This is a genomic window from Pseudomonas sp. PB3P13 (assembly GCF_054897735.1).
On sequence record NZ_CM142702.1, the window covers coordinates 2,363,759 to 2,379,950 of the forward strand.

General features: G+C 57.2%; 16 protein-coding genes, 1 tRNA gene and 1 pseudogene. 10 read left to right on the plus strand and 8 right to left on the minus strand.

What is annotated here, in order from left to right:
- Nucleotides 1-84 precede the first annotated feature (84 nt).
- From ACYZT1_RS10880 to ACYZT1_RS10895, 4 genes are read left to right on the plus strand one after another with little or no spacing between them, the layout of a single operon-like run.
- Entirely contained in the window at nt 85-2,916 is a 2,832-nt protein-coding gene (locus tag ACYZT1_RS10880; RefSeq protein WP_462018927.1) for a xanthine dehydrogenase family protein molybdopterin-binding subunit, read from the plus strand.
- Nucleotides 2,909-3,448 (plus strand): (2Fe-2S)-binding protein, encoded by a 540-nt coding sequence (locus ACYZT1_RS10885; RefSeq protein WP_028624063.1) that lies wholly within the window; start codon nt 2,909-2,911, stop codon nt 3,446-3,448. Before ACYZT1_RS10880 ends, ACYZT1_RS10885 begins: the two co-directional genes overlap by 8 nt.
- 2 nt (nt 3,449-3,450) lie before the next feature.
- Nucleotides 3,451-4,686 carry a c-type cytochrome gene (locus tag ACYZT1_RS10890; protein WP_462018928.1) on the plus strand — a complete coding sequence of 412 codons (1,236 nt, stop codon included), beginning with the start codon at nt 3,451-3,453 and terminating at the stop codon, nt 4,684-4,686.
- 1 nt (nt 4,687) lies between these two features.
- Nucleotides 4,688-5,659, plus strand: a complete 972-nt coding sequence (locus ACYZT1_RS10895) for an XdhC family protein (RefSeq protein WP_462018929.1) — start codon at nt 4,688-4,690, stop codon at nt 5,657-5,659.
- A gap of 204 nt (nt 5,660-5,863) precedes the next feature.
- On the opposite strand, the gene ACYZT1_RS10900 is transcribed toward ACYZT1_RS10895, so the two are convergent.
- A complete protein-coding gene (locus ACYZT1_RS10900; RefSeq protein WP_462018930.1) occupies nt 5,864-7,147 on the minus strand; it encodes an NAD(P)/FAD-dependent oxidoreductase in 1,284 nt (427 codons plus the stop codon).
- 182 nt (nt 7,148-7,329) lie between these two features.
- Here ACYZT1_RS10900 and ACYZT1_RS10905 point away from each other — a divergent pair.
- Nucleotides 7,330-7,406 (plus strand) — tRNA-Val (locus ACYZT1_RS10905).
- Between the two features lie 153 nt (nt 7,407-7,559).
- Here ACYZT1_RS10905 and ACYZT1_RS10910 read toward each other — a convergent pair.
- Entirely contained in the window at nt 7,560-8,135 is a 576-nt protein-coding gene (locus tag ACYZT1_RS10910) for a hypothetical protein (RefSeq protein WP_462018931.1), read from the minus strand.
- Between the two features lie 149 nt (nt 8,136-8,284).
- On the opposite strand from ACYZT1_RS10910, the gene ACYZT1_RS10915 reads away from it, so the two are divergent.
- The 4 genes from ACYZT1_RS10915 to ACYZT1_RS10930 all read left to right on the plus strand — a co-directional run bounded on the left by ACYZT1_RS10915 (nt 8,285) and on the right by ACYZT1_RS10930 (nt 11,047).
- A complete protein-coding gene (locus tag ACYZT1_RS10915) occupies nt 8,285-8,593 on the plus strand; it encodes a hypothetical protein (protein ID WP_462018932.1) in 309 nt (102 codons plus the stop codon).
- 508 nt (nt 8,594-9,101) lie between these two features.
- Nucleotides 9,102-9,353 (plus strand): hypothetical protein, encoded by a 252-nt coding sequence (locus ACYZT1_RS10920; protein WP_462018933.1) that lies wholly within the window; start codon nt 9,102-9,104, stop codon nt 9,351-9,353.
- 75 nt (nt 9,354-9,428) lie between these two features.
- A complete protein-coding gene (locus ACYZT1_RS10925) occupies nt 9,429-10,502 on the plus strand; it encodes a reverse transcriptase family protein (protein ID WP_462018934.1) in 1,074 nt (357 codons plus the stop codon).
- Nucleotides 10,503-10,585: 83 nt separating this feature from the next.
- On the plus strand, nt 10,586-11,047 hold the full coding sequence (locus tag ACYZT1_RS10930) for a hypothetical protein (RefSeq protein ID WP_462018935.1): 462 nt from the start codon (nt 10,586-10,588) through the stop codon (nt 11,045-11,047).
- Nucleotides 11,048-11,258: 211 nt separating this feature from the next.
- On the opposite strand, the pseudogene ACYZT1_RS10935 reads toward ACYZT1_RS10930, so the two are convergent.
- The 4 genes and pseudogenes from ACYZT1_RS10935 to tnpA all read right to left on the minus strand — a co-directional run bounded on the left by ACYZT1_RS10935 (nt 11,259) and on the right by tnpA (nt 14,096).
- A pseudogene (locus ACYZT1_RS10935) lies at nt 11,259-11,839 on the minus strand (plasmid pRiA4b ORF-3 family protein).
- 3 nt (nt 11,840-11,842) lie between these two features.
- Nucleotides 11,843-13,348 (minus strand): IS66 family transposase, encoded by a 1,506-nt coding sequence (gene tnpC / locus ACYZT1_RS10940; RefSeq protein ID WP_462018458.1) that lies wholly within the window; start codon nt 13,346-13,348, stop codon nt 11,843-11,845.
- Nucleotides 13,349-13,383: 35 nt separating this feature from the next.
- Nucleotides 13,384-13,725, minus strand: coding sequence for an IS66 family insertion sequence element accessory protein TnpB (gene tnpB / locus ACYZT1_RS10945; RefSeq protein WP_462018936.1), 342 nt, complete (start codon nt 13,723-13,725; stop codon nt 13,384-13,386).
- On the minus strand, nt 13,722-14,096 hold the full coding sequence (gene tnpA, locus ACYZT1_RS10950; protein ID WP_462018937.1) for an IS66-like element accessory protein TnpA: 375 nt from the start codon (nt 14,094-14,096) through the stop codon (nt 13,722-13,724). The genes tnpB and tnpA overlap by 4 nt, the downstream gene beginning before the upstream one ends.
- A gap of 208 nt (nt 14,097-14,304) precedes the next feature.
- On the opposite strand from tnpA, the gene ACYZT1_RS10955 reads away from it, so the two are divergent.
- Complete coding sequence (locus ACYZT1_RS10955; RefSeq protein ID WP_462018938.1) at nt 14,305-14,505, plus strand: hypothetical protein; 201 nt, start codon at nt 14,305-14,307, stop codon at nt 14,503-14,505.
- Nucleotides 14,506-15,097: 592 nt separating this feature from the next.
- On the opposite strand, the gene ACYZT1_RS10960 is transcribed toward ACYZT1_RS10955, so the two are convergent.
- Both ACYZT1_RS10960 and ACYZT1_RS10965 read right to left on the minus strand, forming a co-directional pair.
- Complete coding sequence (locus tag ACYZT1_RS10960; RefSeq protein WP_462018939.1) at nt 15,098-15,397, minus strand: hypothetical protein; 300 nt, start codon at nt 15,395-15,397, stop codon at nt 15,098-15,100.
- A complete protein-coding gene (locus ACYZT1_RS10965; RefSeq protein ID WP_462018940.1) occupies nt 15,372-15,941 on the minus strand; it encodes a hypothetical protein in 570 nt (189 codons plus the stop codon). The genes ACYZT1_RS10960 and ACYZT1_RS10965 overlap by 26 nt, the downstream gene beginning before the upstream one ends.
- Nucleotides 15,942-16,192: the final 251 nt, after the last annotated feature.

Genomic DNA, 16,192 nt, shown 5'->3' on the forward strand with positions numbered 1-16,192 from the left:
TTCGTCAATAAGGGCCTCTGCACGACTCGAGATTCCCAGAACATAACCACAAGGGCGGACCTATAACCGCCCAGAGGATGATCCATGTCCAACCGTGATATCTCCCGGCGCTCGTTCCTTCAGGGCGGGCTGGTAGCGGGCGTGAGTGTGACGCTCACGCCGCTCAGCAGTCAGGCGCTGGCGGCCCTGATGGAAAACAGCGTGACCGTGCCGTCCGAGCAATGGCTCGGCAATAACGGCAAGGCCCGCGCGCGTAATGATGCCTTGTCGAAAGTCTGCGGCAGCAAAGTGTTTGCCCGCGATATTCGCGCCAAGGACATGCCTGGATGGCCGCAGCAGCAGGGGCACGCCATGCTGCTGAAAATCACCAAGGCTGATCGCATCTACGCGGGTTACGACCTGACATGGCTCGGCGCCGATTTGCAGCCGGACCGCATCGTTACCGCCGCCGATCTGGAGAAGGACGGCATCGTTTTTCCGGAGGAGCACGCGCCCGATCCGCTGCTGCCGGAAGGCAAGGTGCCGATGTTCATCGGTCACCCGGTGGCGATCCTGATCTGGAACGACTTCGAGCGTTTTCGGCAGGCCAAGGCCAAACTCAAATTCAACGACAAGGCCATCCGCTACGGCGCTCAGGTGCCGTTCTACGAAGGCGATCCTTACGGCAGCTTCCGCTACGTGCGGGTCGGCGGTGCGACCTCGGCGGACGAGGATGAATTCGCCAGCCTCAAGGATTCGATCCTTTTTCCGATGCTGCGCAACCGGCGCCCGGTCTGGGATTCCCAGCCGAACCTGCACGGCAACCTGACCGAGCGCGGGCTGTATTATGCCGACCGGATGAAACAGCAGATTGATACGCCGCCGGACAACTGGCTGGTGTTTGACGAGCGCTATAAAACGCCGTCGATCGAACCTGCCGCACTGGAGCCGGACAACGGCAACGGCTGGTACGACCCCGCCACCAAGACCCTGCATTTCGTGGTCGCCACCCAGTGCCCACTGGAAACCGCCACCGACACCGCGAAGATGATCGCGCCGTCGCGTTTCGGCCTGGCCAATCTCAACATGCACCCGGGTTATACCGTCGGTTACGGCTCCAAAGACCACAACATTTTCGTCTACTACGCTGCGCTGGCTGCGTTGTATGGCGCCGGTGTGCCGGTGCGTCTGGCTAACGATCGCTACGAGCAATTCCAGAGCGGGATCAAGCGTCACCCGTTCGATATCCGCTATCAACTGGCGGTCGACAAGACGGATCACAGCTTCAAGATTTTCCGCGCCGAGATGAGCGTCGACGGCGGCGGACGCATCAATTACAGCCCGTCGGTGGCGGCTGTTGGTGCGACGGCAGCGCAATCGATCTACTACATGCCGCAGAACGACCTGCAGGTCACCGCCTATCATTCCCGTGCTGTTGAAGCCGGATCGATGCGCGGTTATGGCACGCTGCAAAGCATGGCATCGACGGAAATGATGGTCGATGAAATTGCCGATCGCCTCGGCATCGACGCGATTGATCTGCGCCGCAAAAACGCCCTGCGCTCGGGCATGAAAAATACCCAGGGGGCGGTCCCGGCCGGCGCCTTGCGCCTGCATGAAATTCTCGACAAGGCTGCCGTCCACGAAGTCTGGAAAAACCGTGCGGCGATGAAAAAGCAGCGCGAGGCCAAGGACCCGGATAACTGGTACGGCGTGGGTTTTGCGATCTGTCAGAAAGACTTCGGCACCGGTTCCGAAGCGCCAATGGCCAGCGTCGAATTCAACGCGGACGGGCGCATTCACTTGCGCCACATCGGCATTGAGATCGGCACCGGCATGTCCACCTCGCAAGCACTGGTCGTCGCCGACTTCCTCGGTAACCCGGCGCACGAAGTAAAGACCGGCGAAACTGAATGGCACGAGTTGCAACTCATCACCGGCGGCAACCCGTACACCATGAGCCAGGCCGAGCAGGACAACTGGCTGCGTAATCCGCGCTGGGTCGGCAAAATAGCGTCGGCTTCATCGGCGACCAACTCCGCTTATTACTTCAGCCACGCCACCCGTGAAGCGGCCCGCGTGCTGTTCAACCACGGTCTGTGGCCGGCGGCACTGCAGATCTGGCGCCAAGGTCCTTATGGTGGCCAGGCCAATCCTTACGTGGTGCGCCGCGAAGACGCGCATTGGGTCGACGGCAAGCTCACCGCCAACGGCATGCAGCCGCTGACGTTTGCAGAGCTGGCAAAGTACGCCCACGAAAAAGGCCTGGTCACTGGCGCCAGCGTCCACGGTTTCAACCGCTGGAGCTGGGCCGAGTCCGAGTTCAGCATCGATGGCGTGCGTGAACGCTTGCCACTCGATGGGCTGGCGGTGAAGTACGGCGACGGTGCCCCGAGCGTGAAAAAAGCGCAGATGAACAGCGCCGGTTTCCATCTGCTCGACCGCCAGAACACGCATTACCCGGACACTCAGCTCAACAACGCGGCCGTAACTTACTACAGCCCGGTCGCGACGCTGGTGGAAGTGAAAGTGAACAAAGGCTCAGCCGAGGTAGAAGTGCTCAACCATCACTCGTGGGTCGAGTGCGGGCGGGTGCTGGTCGAAGAATTGGTCAGAGGTCAGCTTGAAGGCGGCATCGCCATGGGAATTGGTCATGCGCTGATGGAGGAGATGTCGCTGTACGAAGGCGGGCCGGGGGAGGGTGACTGGAATTTCAACCGCTACCGTTTGCCGATGGCGCGGCACGTTGCAGTGTGGAAACAGACAGCGGAAATCCTGCCGCCACTGTCACCGAGCGACCCCTCCAAAGGCATTGCCGAAGTGGTGATGATTCCGGTGGTCGGTGCGATCGGCAATGCCGTGGCTCACGCCATCGGCAAACGTGTTCGCGACCTGCCTATCACTTCTGCCCGCATCAAGGAGGCCCTCAATGGCTAACCGTCCGCTTCAACTGACCCTCAACGGTCAATCCGTCGGCCCGGTGGACATCCCTGATGACCTGCCGATGATCGACTATCTGCACGAATACAAAAACCTGACGGGCTCGCGCCTCGGTTGTGGCCAGGGCATCTGCCATGCCTGCGTGGTCATCGTCGACAACCCGGATGGCACCAGCGAAGAAGTGCGCACCTGCATCACCGGTGCGCATTACTTCGAAGGCAAAAAAGTCCGCACCATCGAAGGCCACGCAACCCGTGATGAGCAAGGTCAGGTCACCGGGCTGAACCCGATCCAGCAGCGTTTCGTCGATGAGTTTGCGTTCCAGTGCAGCTACTGCGCACCGGGTTTCGTGAATGCCGCAACGGTGCTGGTGGAAAAGCTGCAGCGTCAGCCGATCGTTAAAAGTCAGCTGGAAAAAGTCATCGAGGACAGCCTCGGCCATCACATCTGCCGCTGCACTGGCTACGTTCGCTATTACAGCGCGACGCGCAACGTGTTGACTGATCTCGGCCTGGTCAAGGAGGGTTGAGCATGAAGCACTTACTGTCCCGCCTGGCATTGGCGGTCGGTCTGGCTGTGCCGGCGTTGTTGGCGCAGGCGCAGGATCAGGTCGCGCGCGGTGAATACCTCGCGCGCGCTGCCGATTGCGTGGCCTGTCACACTGCACCGGGCGGCGCGCCGTACGCGGGCGGTCTGCCGATCGTTTCGCCGTTCGGTACCATTTACGGCACCAATATCACGCCGAGCAAGAAGCACGGTATTGGCCTCTACAGCGATGACGAGTTCTTCGCCGCGCTTACCCAAGGCAAGCGTCGCGACGGCGCGAACCTGTACCCGGCGATGCCATACACCTCGTACCACCTGATGCCTCGGGCGGATTCGGATGCGATTCACGCGTACCTGAGAACCTTCGAGCCCATCGAGCGGCCGGCGCCGGTCACCCGCCTGACTTTCCCGTTCAACGTGCGGCCGGGCCTGACGGGTTGGAACATGCTTTACGGCAAAGACATGAAGCTGGCCCCAACCGAGGGCAAAAGTGAGGCCTTCAAGCGCGGCCAATACCTGGTCGATGTACTCGGTCACTGCGGCGAATGCCACACGCCGCGCGGCTTGCCGGGTGCGATGCAGCTGGACAAACGCATGACCGGTGGTGTCCTCAATGGTTATCTGGCGCCGAGTCTGCTCGCCGATGATCTGGCCGCTCGCGGCTGGAATCATCAGGACCTCAGCTCATTCCTCAAGCACGGCATGAGCGCGCAGGGGACGATGTTTAACGAGATGTTCCCGGTGTTTCACAACAGCACTCAGCGCCTGACGGACCCCGACCTGGCGGCGATGGCGACTTTCCTGCTCGGCGATCAACCGCCCGCGGCCAAAGTGGTTGCCGACGTGCCGCTGGATCAATTGGCGGCCAGCGCCAGGCGCGGTCGTCAGGATTACCTGAACGTTTGCGCCGGTTGCCATGCGCCAGAGGGTGAAGGTAAACCGCACATAGCCGTGGCGATGCGCGGCAACACCACGTTGCGCCTGGAAGACCCGCGAAACCTGCTGCGCGTGATCGAGGACGGCATCGGCGAGCAGCAATTCGTCGGTTTCGAACGCATGCAGCCCATGCCGGGGTTTGCCGACAAGCTAAGTGACGAGCAACTGACCGATCTGTTGAATTACCTGCGCCAGGGCTGGGGCGGTCAATCGGCAGAACTGGCGGTGGGTGACGTGCAGAAGCTGCAGGCAGATGCGCCGCCCGCCGAGCACAAGGCGCACTGACATGCAGCATCTGGATCTGCAAGTCATACGCCGTGCGCTGCAGTGGTCAACGGCCGGTCAGCGCGTCTGGCTGTGCACGGTGCTCGCGACGTATGGCTCGGCGCCGCGTGCGCCGGGCTCGTTGCTGGCGGTCAACGCTGACGGGCAATGGATCGGCTCGTTGTCCGGCGGTTGCGTCGAGGAAGATTTTCTCGAGCGTGTTGCTGAGGGGGCGTTTATCGAGGAGGTCAGCGTTGTTCGTTATGGCGAAGGCGATGATCCACGCTCTCGCGTGACGCTGCCCTGTGGCGGCGTACTTGATGTGCTGGTGGAGAAACTGGACGCTGACTGTGACGTGCAGGCGCACTTGCGCGAGTTGGAGTCGGCGTTGCTCGGCCAGCGTCGATTGATTCGCGAAATTGATCTGGCCAACGGTGCGCGCAGCCTGTTCACGAATCGCGAGCAGGGCGCGCGTATCGAGCGAGAGATTGACCGGGTCCGGGTGCGCATTGGCGCCGCGCAACGGCTGCTGCTGGCCGGGTATTCCAGCGTCGCGCAGGCGTGTGCGGAGTTTGCGGTTGGCTTGGGTTTCGAGGTGATTCTGTGTGATCCGCGTGACGAGGTGCTCGACGGCGTGGTGTTGGAGCATGTCGAGATTCGCCGGCAGTTGCCCTCAGTGTTCATCGCCGACGGTGGCTGCCACAGCGACACGGCGGTGGTCGCATTGACTCACGATCCGCGCATTGATGACCTGGCGATGATGGAGGCAGTGCGCACCGAGGCGTTTTATATCGGAGTGATGGGTTCAATGCAGACGTCACGCAAGCGCTTCGAGCGACTGCGGCGAATTGGTGGTTTGGGTGAGGCGCAGCTGGCGCGAATTCATGCGCCGATCGGGTTGAACCTGGGCAGCAAGACACCGCCGGAAATCGCGCTGGCGGTGCTGGCAGATATCCTTAGGATCCGCAGCGGTATCCCGCGAGATCGAGTCTAAAACCCTATTGAGGGCTATGAAAGCCACACAGAGATCTGGCGCTTTGCAGTACTTGTGGGAGCGTGGCTTGCCCGCGATGACGTCGTGTCATTCAGCATCCTGGTTGATTGAAATACCGCATTCACGAGCAAGCTTCGCGCCTACAGGGCCGCTCTATTGCCAATGAAAAGGGCCGCATCAAGCGGCCCTGTTTCTATCCGGTCCTCAAAACCCCAACCTGTCCCGCAACCCGTAATACCAGGCGCCCAACGCCGCAAACGGTGTCCGCAACATCTGCCCGCCCGGAAACGGATAATGAGGCAGGTCGGCAAACGCATCAAAACGCTCCGCCTGCCCGCGCAATGCCTCGGCCAGCACCTTGCCGGCCAGGTGCGTGTACGTCACGCCATGCCCGCTGCAGCCCTGGGAATAATAGATGTTATCGCCCAGACGTCCGACCTGCGGAAGACGCGACAAGGTCAGCAGGAAATTGCCCGTCCAGGCGTAGTCAATTTTGACGTTCTTGAGCTGCGGGAAGGCCTTGAGCATTTTCGGGCGGATGATCGCTTCAATATTTGCCGGATCCCGCGCGCCGTATACAACGCCGCCGCCGAAAACGAGGCGCTTGTCGCCGGTCAGTCGGTAATAGTCGAGCAGGTAATTGCAGTCTTCAACGCAGTAGTCCTGCGGCAACAGGCTGTTTGCCAAGGCCTCGCCCAACGGCTCGGTCGTGATCACCTGGGTACCGCAAGGCATCGACTTCGCGGCCAGTTCCGGCACCAGATTGCCAAGGTATGCGTTGCCCGCGACAATAACGAACTTCGCCCGGACCTTGCCCTGCGGCGTATGCACCACCGGATTGGCGCCGCGCTCGATGCGCACCGCCGCAGACTGCTCGTAGATAGTGCCGCCCAAGGACTCCACTGCAGCGGCTTCGCCTAGCGCAAGGTTCAACGGATGAATGTGGCCACCGCTCATGTCGAGCAGGCCGCCGACATATTGATCGCAACTCACCACTTCACGGATGCGCCGTTGATCCATCAGCTCCAGCTGCGTGTGACCGAAACGCTCCCACAGACGCTTCTGCGATTCCAGATGGCCCATCTGTTTGGCGGTGATCGCAGCAAACACTCCGCCGTCTTTAAGGTCGCACTGGATATTATATTTGGCGACTCGCTCGCGAATGATGCGGCCGCCCTCGAACGCCATTTCACCGAGCAGCTGAGCCTGCCGGGGGCCGACCGTGCGCTCGATGACATCAATGTCGCGGCTGTAACTGTTAACGATTTGACCACCGTTGCGGCCCGAAGCCCCGAAGCCTACTTTTGCGGCTTCCAGCACGGTCACCTTGAAACCGTTCTCCAGCAGAAACAGGGCAGAGGACAAACCGGTGTAACCGGCGCCGATGACACAAACGTCAGTCTCGATATCACTTTGCAGCGCCGGACGCGACGGAACAGCGTTAGCCGATGCCGCGTAATAGGATTCTGGGTAGGAAATATTCGCCATCCGGCAGCCTCTGTTTAATATATTTTACGAGTCCGCCGATCCTACCCGAGATAAAAATCAACCGCCAGCTACCGGAAAATCTCCGTCGCAGCGGCGAAATTAATATTTTGCATATTCATAGGGTTAGCTCAAAAAAAGGTGTTGACACCCCTTCGAATTTACGTAGAATGCCGCCTCACAGCAGGCACGTAGCTCAGTTGGTTAGAGCACCACCTTGACATGGTGGGGGTCGTTGGTTCGAGTCCAATCGCGCCTACCAAACAAAATCCGCTCTGCTGGGCGGTCTAGAAAGGCTCACCGAAAGGTGGGCCTTTTTTGCTTTCTGGGATTCAAGCAGAACGTTCACAAAATATAGGGTTCGTTCACACTGGGCAATGTGAACGGGCAATCGACGGGCGTTGACGGTGTGAAACTACCGGCCAGCAGGTGAGGCTTCTCGCATTTGGTCTAAGTAAAACTCACGACCACGGTGCGTCAGATCAATGTACTCGTAGCCCATGGTGTCCGTTGCACCAGTAATCAGTTGATACCCCCCTAGAACGTCGAGTGCGTGGTGAGTGGTGATTCTTGGTAGGCGGGTGTACTCAAGCAAGCCACTGAACGTAAGGTTCTCCCCTCGATTCACCGAACTCCCCACGCACAGGAACACCTGCATTTGCTCATTGCTCAAGGGGTGTGATTTGACTTCCTCTGCGTCCGGCTCGTATCGGGCGTAGATGAAAATCAGGAGTGGGATCGCCAGTAAGGTCATAATCACTAGCAGCAGCAGTACACACCAGAACGGTAACGAGACGTCACGTGTGAGCCATGCTCCGAGCGCCGTGAACCAGCTCCACAGCCCATCAATGGCTGGGCTGAAGAACGATACATTCAGTCGTGTCTCTACCCACTGCGTTATCGGGACGGCGGCCATCGTGGCTACTATCCACCAAAACACCTTAATCACTGTGTTCCATTTGGTCTTTCCATTAGTGTCTGTAGCTCGCATTCTTTCACCTGCCCTCGCCCAATGTTTCTGATGGTAACCGCCGCATTCGTATGAAAGCCAGCCAGAAGCGCACCTCCCAGGAACACAACTATTGAGTCTCCCGAACACTAGCTATACTGTTTGCACATACAGTATTTGGTGTGTGCGTGATGGAAGACGATTTGATGGACGACAGCGGATTTGAATTGAGGATGCCCACCCGCGTAGAGATGCTGAAGCACTACTGCTCGGTACTGGAAGCTGAGCTGGATACAACACGTCAGGTTCTACGCAGGGCCCATAAGACCATTGCCGGGTTGATCGTCATGTACAGGGGCGGATCGAAGGAGCTTGCCGCCCTAAAAATCGAACACGAACGGCTGAAGTGGGCGCTGAGTGATGTGTATCGTCGAGAGAGTGAACGGGAGACGGCACAGATGGGCTACGCATATGGTGATCACACTAAAGATAAGACCTAGCTTCACGGCTGCTCTAATCAGACCTTGGTGGCACATCGACATATTTTATTGCCAAGCGACTTGGCAAGGGGTATAAGGAAATCGCTGGGCGTACCGTCCAGGTGCTCTTTAAACATGGTGAATATTCTCTGGGCTTGCAGTTGGTGGTCGGGAAACTGACCGGCTTTGGTGTTCTTCAAAGCTACCTCTCCGCAACGACTCAGTCCCCAAGGTCGTCCTATGTGTGTGTCCTGTGCTCGGGCCGCGCGTCATCGAGGTGTCCCGTGTTAGCGTTTGCTCTATGCGGTGGCGAAGTGTTCCTCGTTAACGTAACGCTGTTCGGTTTGCGCAATTGGCATGTGTTGATGGATGAATTCTAAGGTGACGAAGTTTGTGGCGGCGACGGCTTATCGATATTGATAAATCAATATCAATAAGCAGAACTGTGGTTTGTAGTGGTGTCTTGGAAGTTCCATTCGGCCCGGAATGCTTTGGCGGCGGCAATTTCGCCGGCGAAGGAGCTACAACCATGCGTAAGACGAAAGCAGTCCGTTCTCGGACTATTCTGAAAAAGCACAATATCCAAGACACCCGCGTTACAGTTGATAGTGAACGTTCTCATAGCAATAAAGGAAGCAGCAGTCGGTTGAAACGAATCCGCCATGCGGTGGAGGGACTTCTGATTCGCCAAGCGCTTTTGGAGATCTGGGAACGTAAGCAGGAGTACTGGGATGGAGCCTGCGAGGCTGTAGGCAAACTCCTTGAGGTTGTTCTCTCATGACGCAACAAATCACATCATTCGAATTCTGAAGGGCCGATCTAAGAATCGGCCTTTCTTCATTTTAGGGATCGGAAAATGGACGCTCCTACGTACCCTTTCAAGCCTATTCACAGTATCCAAGCATTAGCCTTGGCGCTGGGCGAGAGCGAACGTCTGCTAGAGCGCCTTGCGATCCGTGCTGACCGAATGTACCGCCATGTACCTCAAGAGAAGAAAGGTAAGAAGCGGGATACTTACGATGCTCACGAGCCTCTCAAGCGGGTTCAGCGAAAGCTAGTTGACCGGGTGTTGTCCAAAGCGATCTTCCCCGCGTATCTTCACGGAGGCATAAGGGACCTTAAGTCCCCACGGAGCATTCATAGCAATGCGACTGTGCATGCGGGAGCAAGGTTCGTCATCCTCCAAGATATCCGTAACTTCTACCCGTCCATATTGAAAAGCCAAGTTAACGCCTTATTTCGCGGGCTGTTCGGGTTTGGAGCGAGTGTAGCGGCCCTGCTGTCGTCAATTTGTACCCGCGACGGGAGTGCGCCTCAGGGGGCTAGTACGAGTGGCTACATCGCCAACCTGGTTTTCTGGGATGTTGAACCAAAGATCGTGAAGGACCTCTTGGACCGAGGCTTCCAGTACTCTCGATTCGCTGACGATATCACTATCTCCTGTAGCCGCGAGCCGTCGACGAACGAGCTTTCCGGCATAGTTTCGACCATCACCGGGATGTTGGCTGCCAAAGGCTGTCATCAGAAGCGTACAAAGCTCCACATGCGTGTTCGTGGGCAGGGCATCAAGACTGATGACGCTACTTTCCAGCCGGTCACGGTAACAGGGTTGAGCGTCTTCAATAGCACTCCGAGCCTAACCAAGTTGGAACGAAAGCGTATACGTTCAGCGGTCAGGGAGTTGGAAGTGGTGAGCGAGTCGATGCCGGGCTGGGCTGTCCTTGAACCGATGTATCACCGTGCGATGGGGCGGGTAGGAAGACTTCTGGCGTGCGGTCATCCAGACGGCGAGGCATTAAAGGCTCGTCTCAATGTGGTTAAGAGGTCGTACCAAACTCCGTTGCTCGAACGGTATCAGCAAACAATCACCACATGCTTGGCTATAGCGACTGATTCCCTCGGCAGCGCTTCTTCCTGTTCTGATCTGTAGCTCCAAGTCTTCGAAGTGGTGTGATGGCAAGCGGCCACAACAAGCGGTAGGATGCCGCCACTAATTCGCATCGGAACGCGACTATGAAGACGGTTTTCGCTGTCACTGCCTGTCTGCTGTCACTCGCGGGATGCCAAGACTCAGAAGAGCAACGCTTACTAACGGTGGCTAATGCTGCAAAGAAGAGCATCGCTGCAAGGTACAAAGACCCCGACGCAGTGCAATTCAAAGACCTGACACTGGACTGGCAACAGCAGCACATGTGCGGAATGCTCAATGCCAAGAACGGATTCGGTGCATACACCGGATACGAAAGGTTCCGAGCAGACCTGAAAGGGGATGGTGCCGGTACGGTTGTGACCAACGTTTGGACTCAAACAGAGATGGTCAATCGATTCGAGGCAGACGGTGCAGCAGGACGGCTAATTGCTTCCGAGGCCAAGACGGCTTACAAAATCGCCTTTGAACTTATGTGTGACGATGTTGAGCGACTTAAGGTTAAGGGCCCAGCCAAGACGCCTATCAGTATTCCTGCCCCAAGCTGACCAAGGGCGTGTCCCACAGAATCCATGCCCCCGCCGCTACACGGGTGCATTCTCGGTGCGGTCGGCTACGGGGAAGGAGAGAGTCGTCTGAGGCCTACGACTGGCGAAGTCGCATGATGGCGTCCGTGATTCCTTGAGCATTTGTGTCCAGCGTTTCCATGGCCGCCATTGCGTTAGCAGCGTAAGCGTACGCCCAACCCCCTCTAGCTGATCAGACCTTCGCCTGCTTCAACCATTGATTGACCCACTCGCAATCAAACGCCGTCGGATCGAACCCATCATCCCCATACCACTCCGACATTGCCTCGTGCTCAGGGTGATTCGGATCCGCCAACGCCGCCAGAAAATCTCGTACCCTGGGGCGCCACCGATGTCCTCCGGCGGGCGAGCATTGGCTCCTTCGATGCAACACGGCACTTGCGGGAAAATAATCGCGGGCAACGTTTTCTCGACTTTAATTCGCAGTTCCCAGTTGTCGCCGAAGTCATAGACATAGCGAAACGTCTTCTTCCCGTACAACACGCTGATCAGCTTTTTGCGCTGCTCCGAAATCACTGGCGGGCCCCATTCCGGGTCCGGCACGCCATAACTTTCACCATCAATTTCAAACTCGTGCAGGTGCGTATCGCTCCAGCCGAAAACGACCTGGATCACGCGATGCAACTTGCTCAAGGTGATGCTTTCAGGCACTGCCACCCGGCGCCAGATCGAAGGTTTTATCCATTTAAATTCCATGTGCAGTATCAGCACACGGTCGGTTTCAACCACGGAGAGATGAGATGTTTTTGGCATTGATCAAGCAGCCTCGCAGCGTTCGAAAGGGTTAAGAGAAACGTTCCAGGGTAGTAGTTCGTCCACCCGATTGACGGGATGGTCGGCGATTCGCTCCAGCACATGGGTCAAATAGGCTTGCGGGTTCAGGTCGTTCAGTTTGGCCGAGCCTACCAGGCTGTAAATTGCAGCGGCTCGCTCTCCACCGGCATCGGAACCCACGAACAGATAATTTTTGCGACCCAAAGCGACGGCGCGCAGCGCGCGTTCGGCAGCGTTGTTGTCGATTTCGATCCGTCCGTCATCGCAGTAGCACACCAAGGCCTGCCACCGGTTGAGGGCATAGAAAATCGCACCGCCTAATGCCGATTTTCTCGACAGTTGCGTCAGCGTCTGGTTAAGCCACGCGTGCAGCTGTTCCAGCAGCGGGCTTGCCCGGCTTTGCCGAGCGGCTTTTCGCAGGTCGGGTGGTTGGCCTCGAATCTCGCTTTCGATGGCATATAAGGCCGCGATACGTTGCAGCACTTCGGCGGCAAGTGGTGAGGACTGGTCTTTATAAACGTCGTAAAACTTACGCCGGGCGTGAGCCCAGCAGGCAGCTTCTTGAACACTACCCGAGCTATACAACTGAGCAAAACCGGCGTAGCCATCGGCCTGCAAGATCCCGCTGAAGTTTTTGAGATGAGCACGGGGATGTTGCCCCTTGCGATCCGGCGAGTAAGCAAACCAGACCGCCGCCGGCGTCGTGTAGCCGGCGGGTCGGTCATCGCGCACGTACGTCCACAGGCGTGCCGTTTTTGTTTTGCCGGTGCCCGGTGCAAGCACGCCAATCGGCGTGTCGTCGGCGTGGACTTTATGGCCGCTCATCACATGGCGCTCAAGCGCGTTGATCAGCGGCCTGAGCAGCTGGCTGCTCTGCCCAACCCAGTCGGCCAGGGTTGAGCGTTCCAGATCCACACCTTCACGGGCATAGATCTCGGACTGCCGATACAGCGGAAGATGATCGACAAATTTGGAGACCAATACATGGGCCAGTAACCCCGGGCCTGCAAGGCCGCGAGCTATCGGACGACTCGGTGCAGGTACTTGCGCTATGTGTTCGCAGCAACGGCAAACCAGCTTGGGGCGAACATGGCGAATCACTTTAAAGCGTGCCGGAACGTACTCCAGCACCTCAGACACATCCTCGCCCAGCTGGCGAAGCGCCCCACCACAGCCGGAACATTGCGACTCAGGCTGATGAATATGAATTTCGCGTGGGAGATAGTCCGGCAATGGCTTGCGGCGGGAAGTTGTACGAGGTGCTGGCTCAGCGACCGGTATCACTTCGGCTTGGCTGACCTCCAGCTCTTCAAGGCTCAACTGGAGCTGATCGATCATCGCGTCCAACTGCTCGGAGCGACGACCGAACTGCGTACGCCGTAGCTTGGCGATCATCATTTTCAGGCGTTCAATCTCTGCTCGCTGAGCAGAGACCAGGGCCTTCAAGGCATGAAGATCATTCGGCAGGGAATCGGTCACGAGATTCATGGCCGAATATTACTAAGATCTTTCAGCGCGTAAAGTCAGACCGCGAGGACGGGTGCTGTACGAATTGGCCTGCGCCAATCAATGCCTTCCAACAGCATCGACAACTGCGCCGCCGTCAGCGACACGCTGCCGCTGGTTGCTTGCGGCCAGACGAAGCGACCTTGCTCCAGGCGTTTGCAGAACAGGCACAAACCGTCGCCGTCCCACAGCAATTTGATCCGATCACCGCGTCGTCCGCGAAAGGCAAAGATCTGGCCGCAGAAGGGATCGGCTTCCAGCTGTGTTTGTACCAATGCTGCCAATCCGTCGAAGCCACGGCGCATGTCGGTGACGCCAGCGGCGATCCAGATACGGGTTCCAGCGGGAGGCGCAATCATCGCAGCAACTGCTGCAAGGTGAGTTGCAAGGTCTGCGGGTCAGGTGAGCCGGTGATGCGTAGCTTGGCTTTTCCTGCTTCTATAACGATCTCGGAATGGGGTTTTTGCGGCAGCGGCGCTGCTGACTGCAAGTCGATGGGTGCTTTGATCACCTCGACGGGCAAGAACGTTGCGCTCAGGCTGACCGGGCCGAATGCGCCGTCCTGGTATTGCTGCCGCCAGCGAAAAACCATGTTGGCATTGACGTCATGCTCGCGAGCGATCATCGACACTGAGGCGCCGGGTTGATATGAGGCTTCGACGACTTTGCGCTTGAATGCGGATGGGAAGTTCGGGCGGCGACCGGAGCGACGAGTGGGAGTTATATTCAAGATAGTGTCCACTAAAAAATGGTGTCCACTATCTTGGTTAATTTGGAGAACGGTCAGGAGTGGGTGCTGAGCGGACGGTTACAGTAAACACCCGCTTAACGGCGGTGAATGTTCACTAGGCGAAAACTGCCCGATGCCCATTTCCGCACGCTAATCATCACATCTGGACGTTAACGTGCGTGGAATGGGCCATCCCTAGCCCACCTAGATGGACTACTTAAAGAATCCAATCGTCCCCCGCTGGCACCTTACACATGGGCAACCCTGCACGCTTGCGATCAGCTCACTCAGTTTCCGTATGCCGCTCGGCATGGTCGACATCGACATCGACATCGACATCAACATCGACATCAACATCGACATCAACATCAGGGTGGTGGCTGAGCCCCCTATCCACCCTGCTGAATAGAGTTGTTCTCTTGCCTCGCGGCGTAAGCATGTAATCGGTGGGGTAGGGGCAGACAAACCCCACACGCTTTTGATCTGAACCCTGTAGGTAAGTGGTGACTGACAGTCACGGATAACTGACTTCCAAGTCTGTAGCCTCCATTATTCCTACCTTTGCCTCAGGGCACGATTAACAACTGTTTAAGTTCCAAGGGAGGAAAGGGGGTGACCCCCTCCCGCTGTTGCTCTTGCTCTGAATTGTGGAGGTATAACAGGTGCCCATAGGCACGGACTAATTCCCTGTGACTCCGTCACTGTTATTCCTGTTGAGTTGCTCAATCGTGGCTCACGCCACAAGTTACTAAGCAAGGTTGAGAGCAAAAGCAAAGCGGGCTGTCCGCCCCATCTCCCCCTTAATCCTATAGAGTTGTCATCCGTGCCTGGTGGCACAGGCTATTGTCAGTGACGGTAACGTCACAAGTTATAGATAATGTAGAGGTAGTTAATCCCAAAGCTCCGCTTTGGCGATTGTGCCCCATTCCGCCCTTTGGCGGAAGTTGGCACTTGCCTTTGATACATGCGGCCGAATTACTCCCCCCTCCGGCAGGTGTAGGTTAGGCCGCCTGAAACTCGCCTTGTGCAGCGAGCATCTCGTCGCGCCACTTCTTGATGGTCTTCGCAGACACACCAGTTTCTCTCTCGATGGATTTGACCAACATTCCATCCATCAGCATCTGCAACACCTGGCCTTTCTTCGGATGCTGCTGACGGGCAGGAAATTGAATAATGTTCGGCAGGAGGGTTGTGTACTCCGACTCCGATTCATATTCTTCGGCGGTCTTGTACTGGGTTAGTGTCCGTAAGTCAAAATGTAACTTGGCCAACTCTTCAGGTGTTGGATGGCCCCAGTTCATCTTGGTCTCGCCAGTCGCATGGCGGTTGCTCTGGTTCGATACCTTCCATCTCGTTGTACAGTGACCTAGGGCGACACTCCTTCATCCTGGGGGTAATCAGTTCGATTGCTTTTACATAGCGCCTCGAATGTCGTTCACCCAGTTGCAGCAAGTCCTCTACGGCTTCGTTGGTCACGATTGGTAAGTGTTCCAAGATTACCGCTATGTTACGCACGGATAGTGGCATCGACTTTCCCCCTGACTCGACAGGGCGATCATGCCAGTCGAGTCGTGCTACTCCCTCGATGATGTCCAGTGCGAACACGGGGTAACGACCCCAGTATGTGAAGCAGCCAATGTACCCCAAGAACGGGTTCCGAATCACCTTGGCTTTTCGGCCACGAGTACCTTTTGTCTTTTGGGCAATCCTGGCTCTAGCTGCCGGTGCGTTATCTTCCAGCCATTTACTTGCATTGGCACCAATGCGTGCGTCCAATGCGACCAGTTCTGAGCGGGAGAGAAGATTGCTAGTGCAGCTGTTCGATACGTGCAGTTTCTTTTTCATTGTTGTTTCTCTTTATAGTGTCGTCAGTTCATAAGCAACCCTCGGTGTGTTCCGGATACTGTCGATGGGAACGCTTGGCCCTTATTACGGGGGCACGAAAATCAATCAGTTCAGTTGCCGATTGGCCCGAGTAAGCGAAGCGTTGGTCTGCCGTGGGGGATGTTTTGCGTAGACAGAGATAAGCCTGCTCTCGGTTGTAGTGCTGTAACCTGCATCTAAAACCCAGCCGGCAGCACCGCCACAAGCCTTTA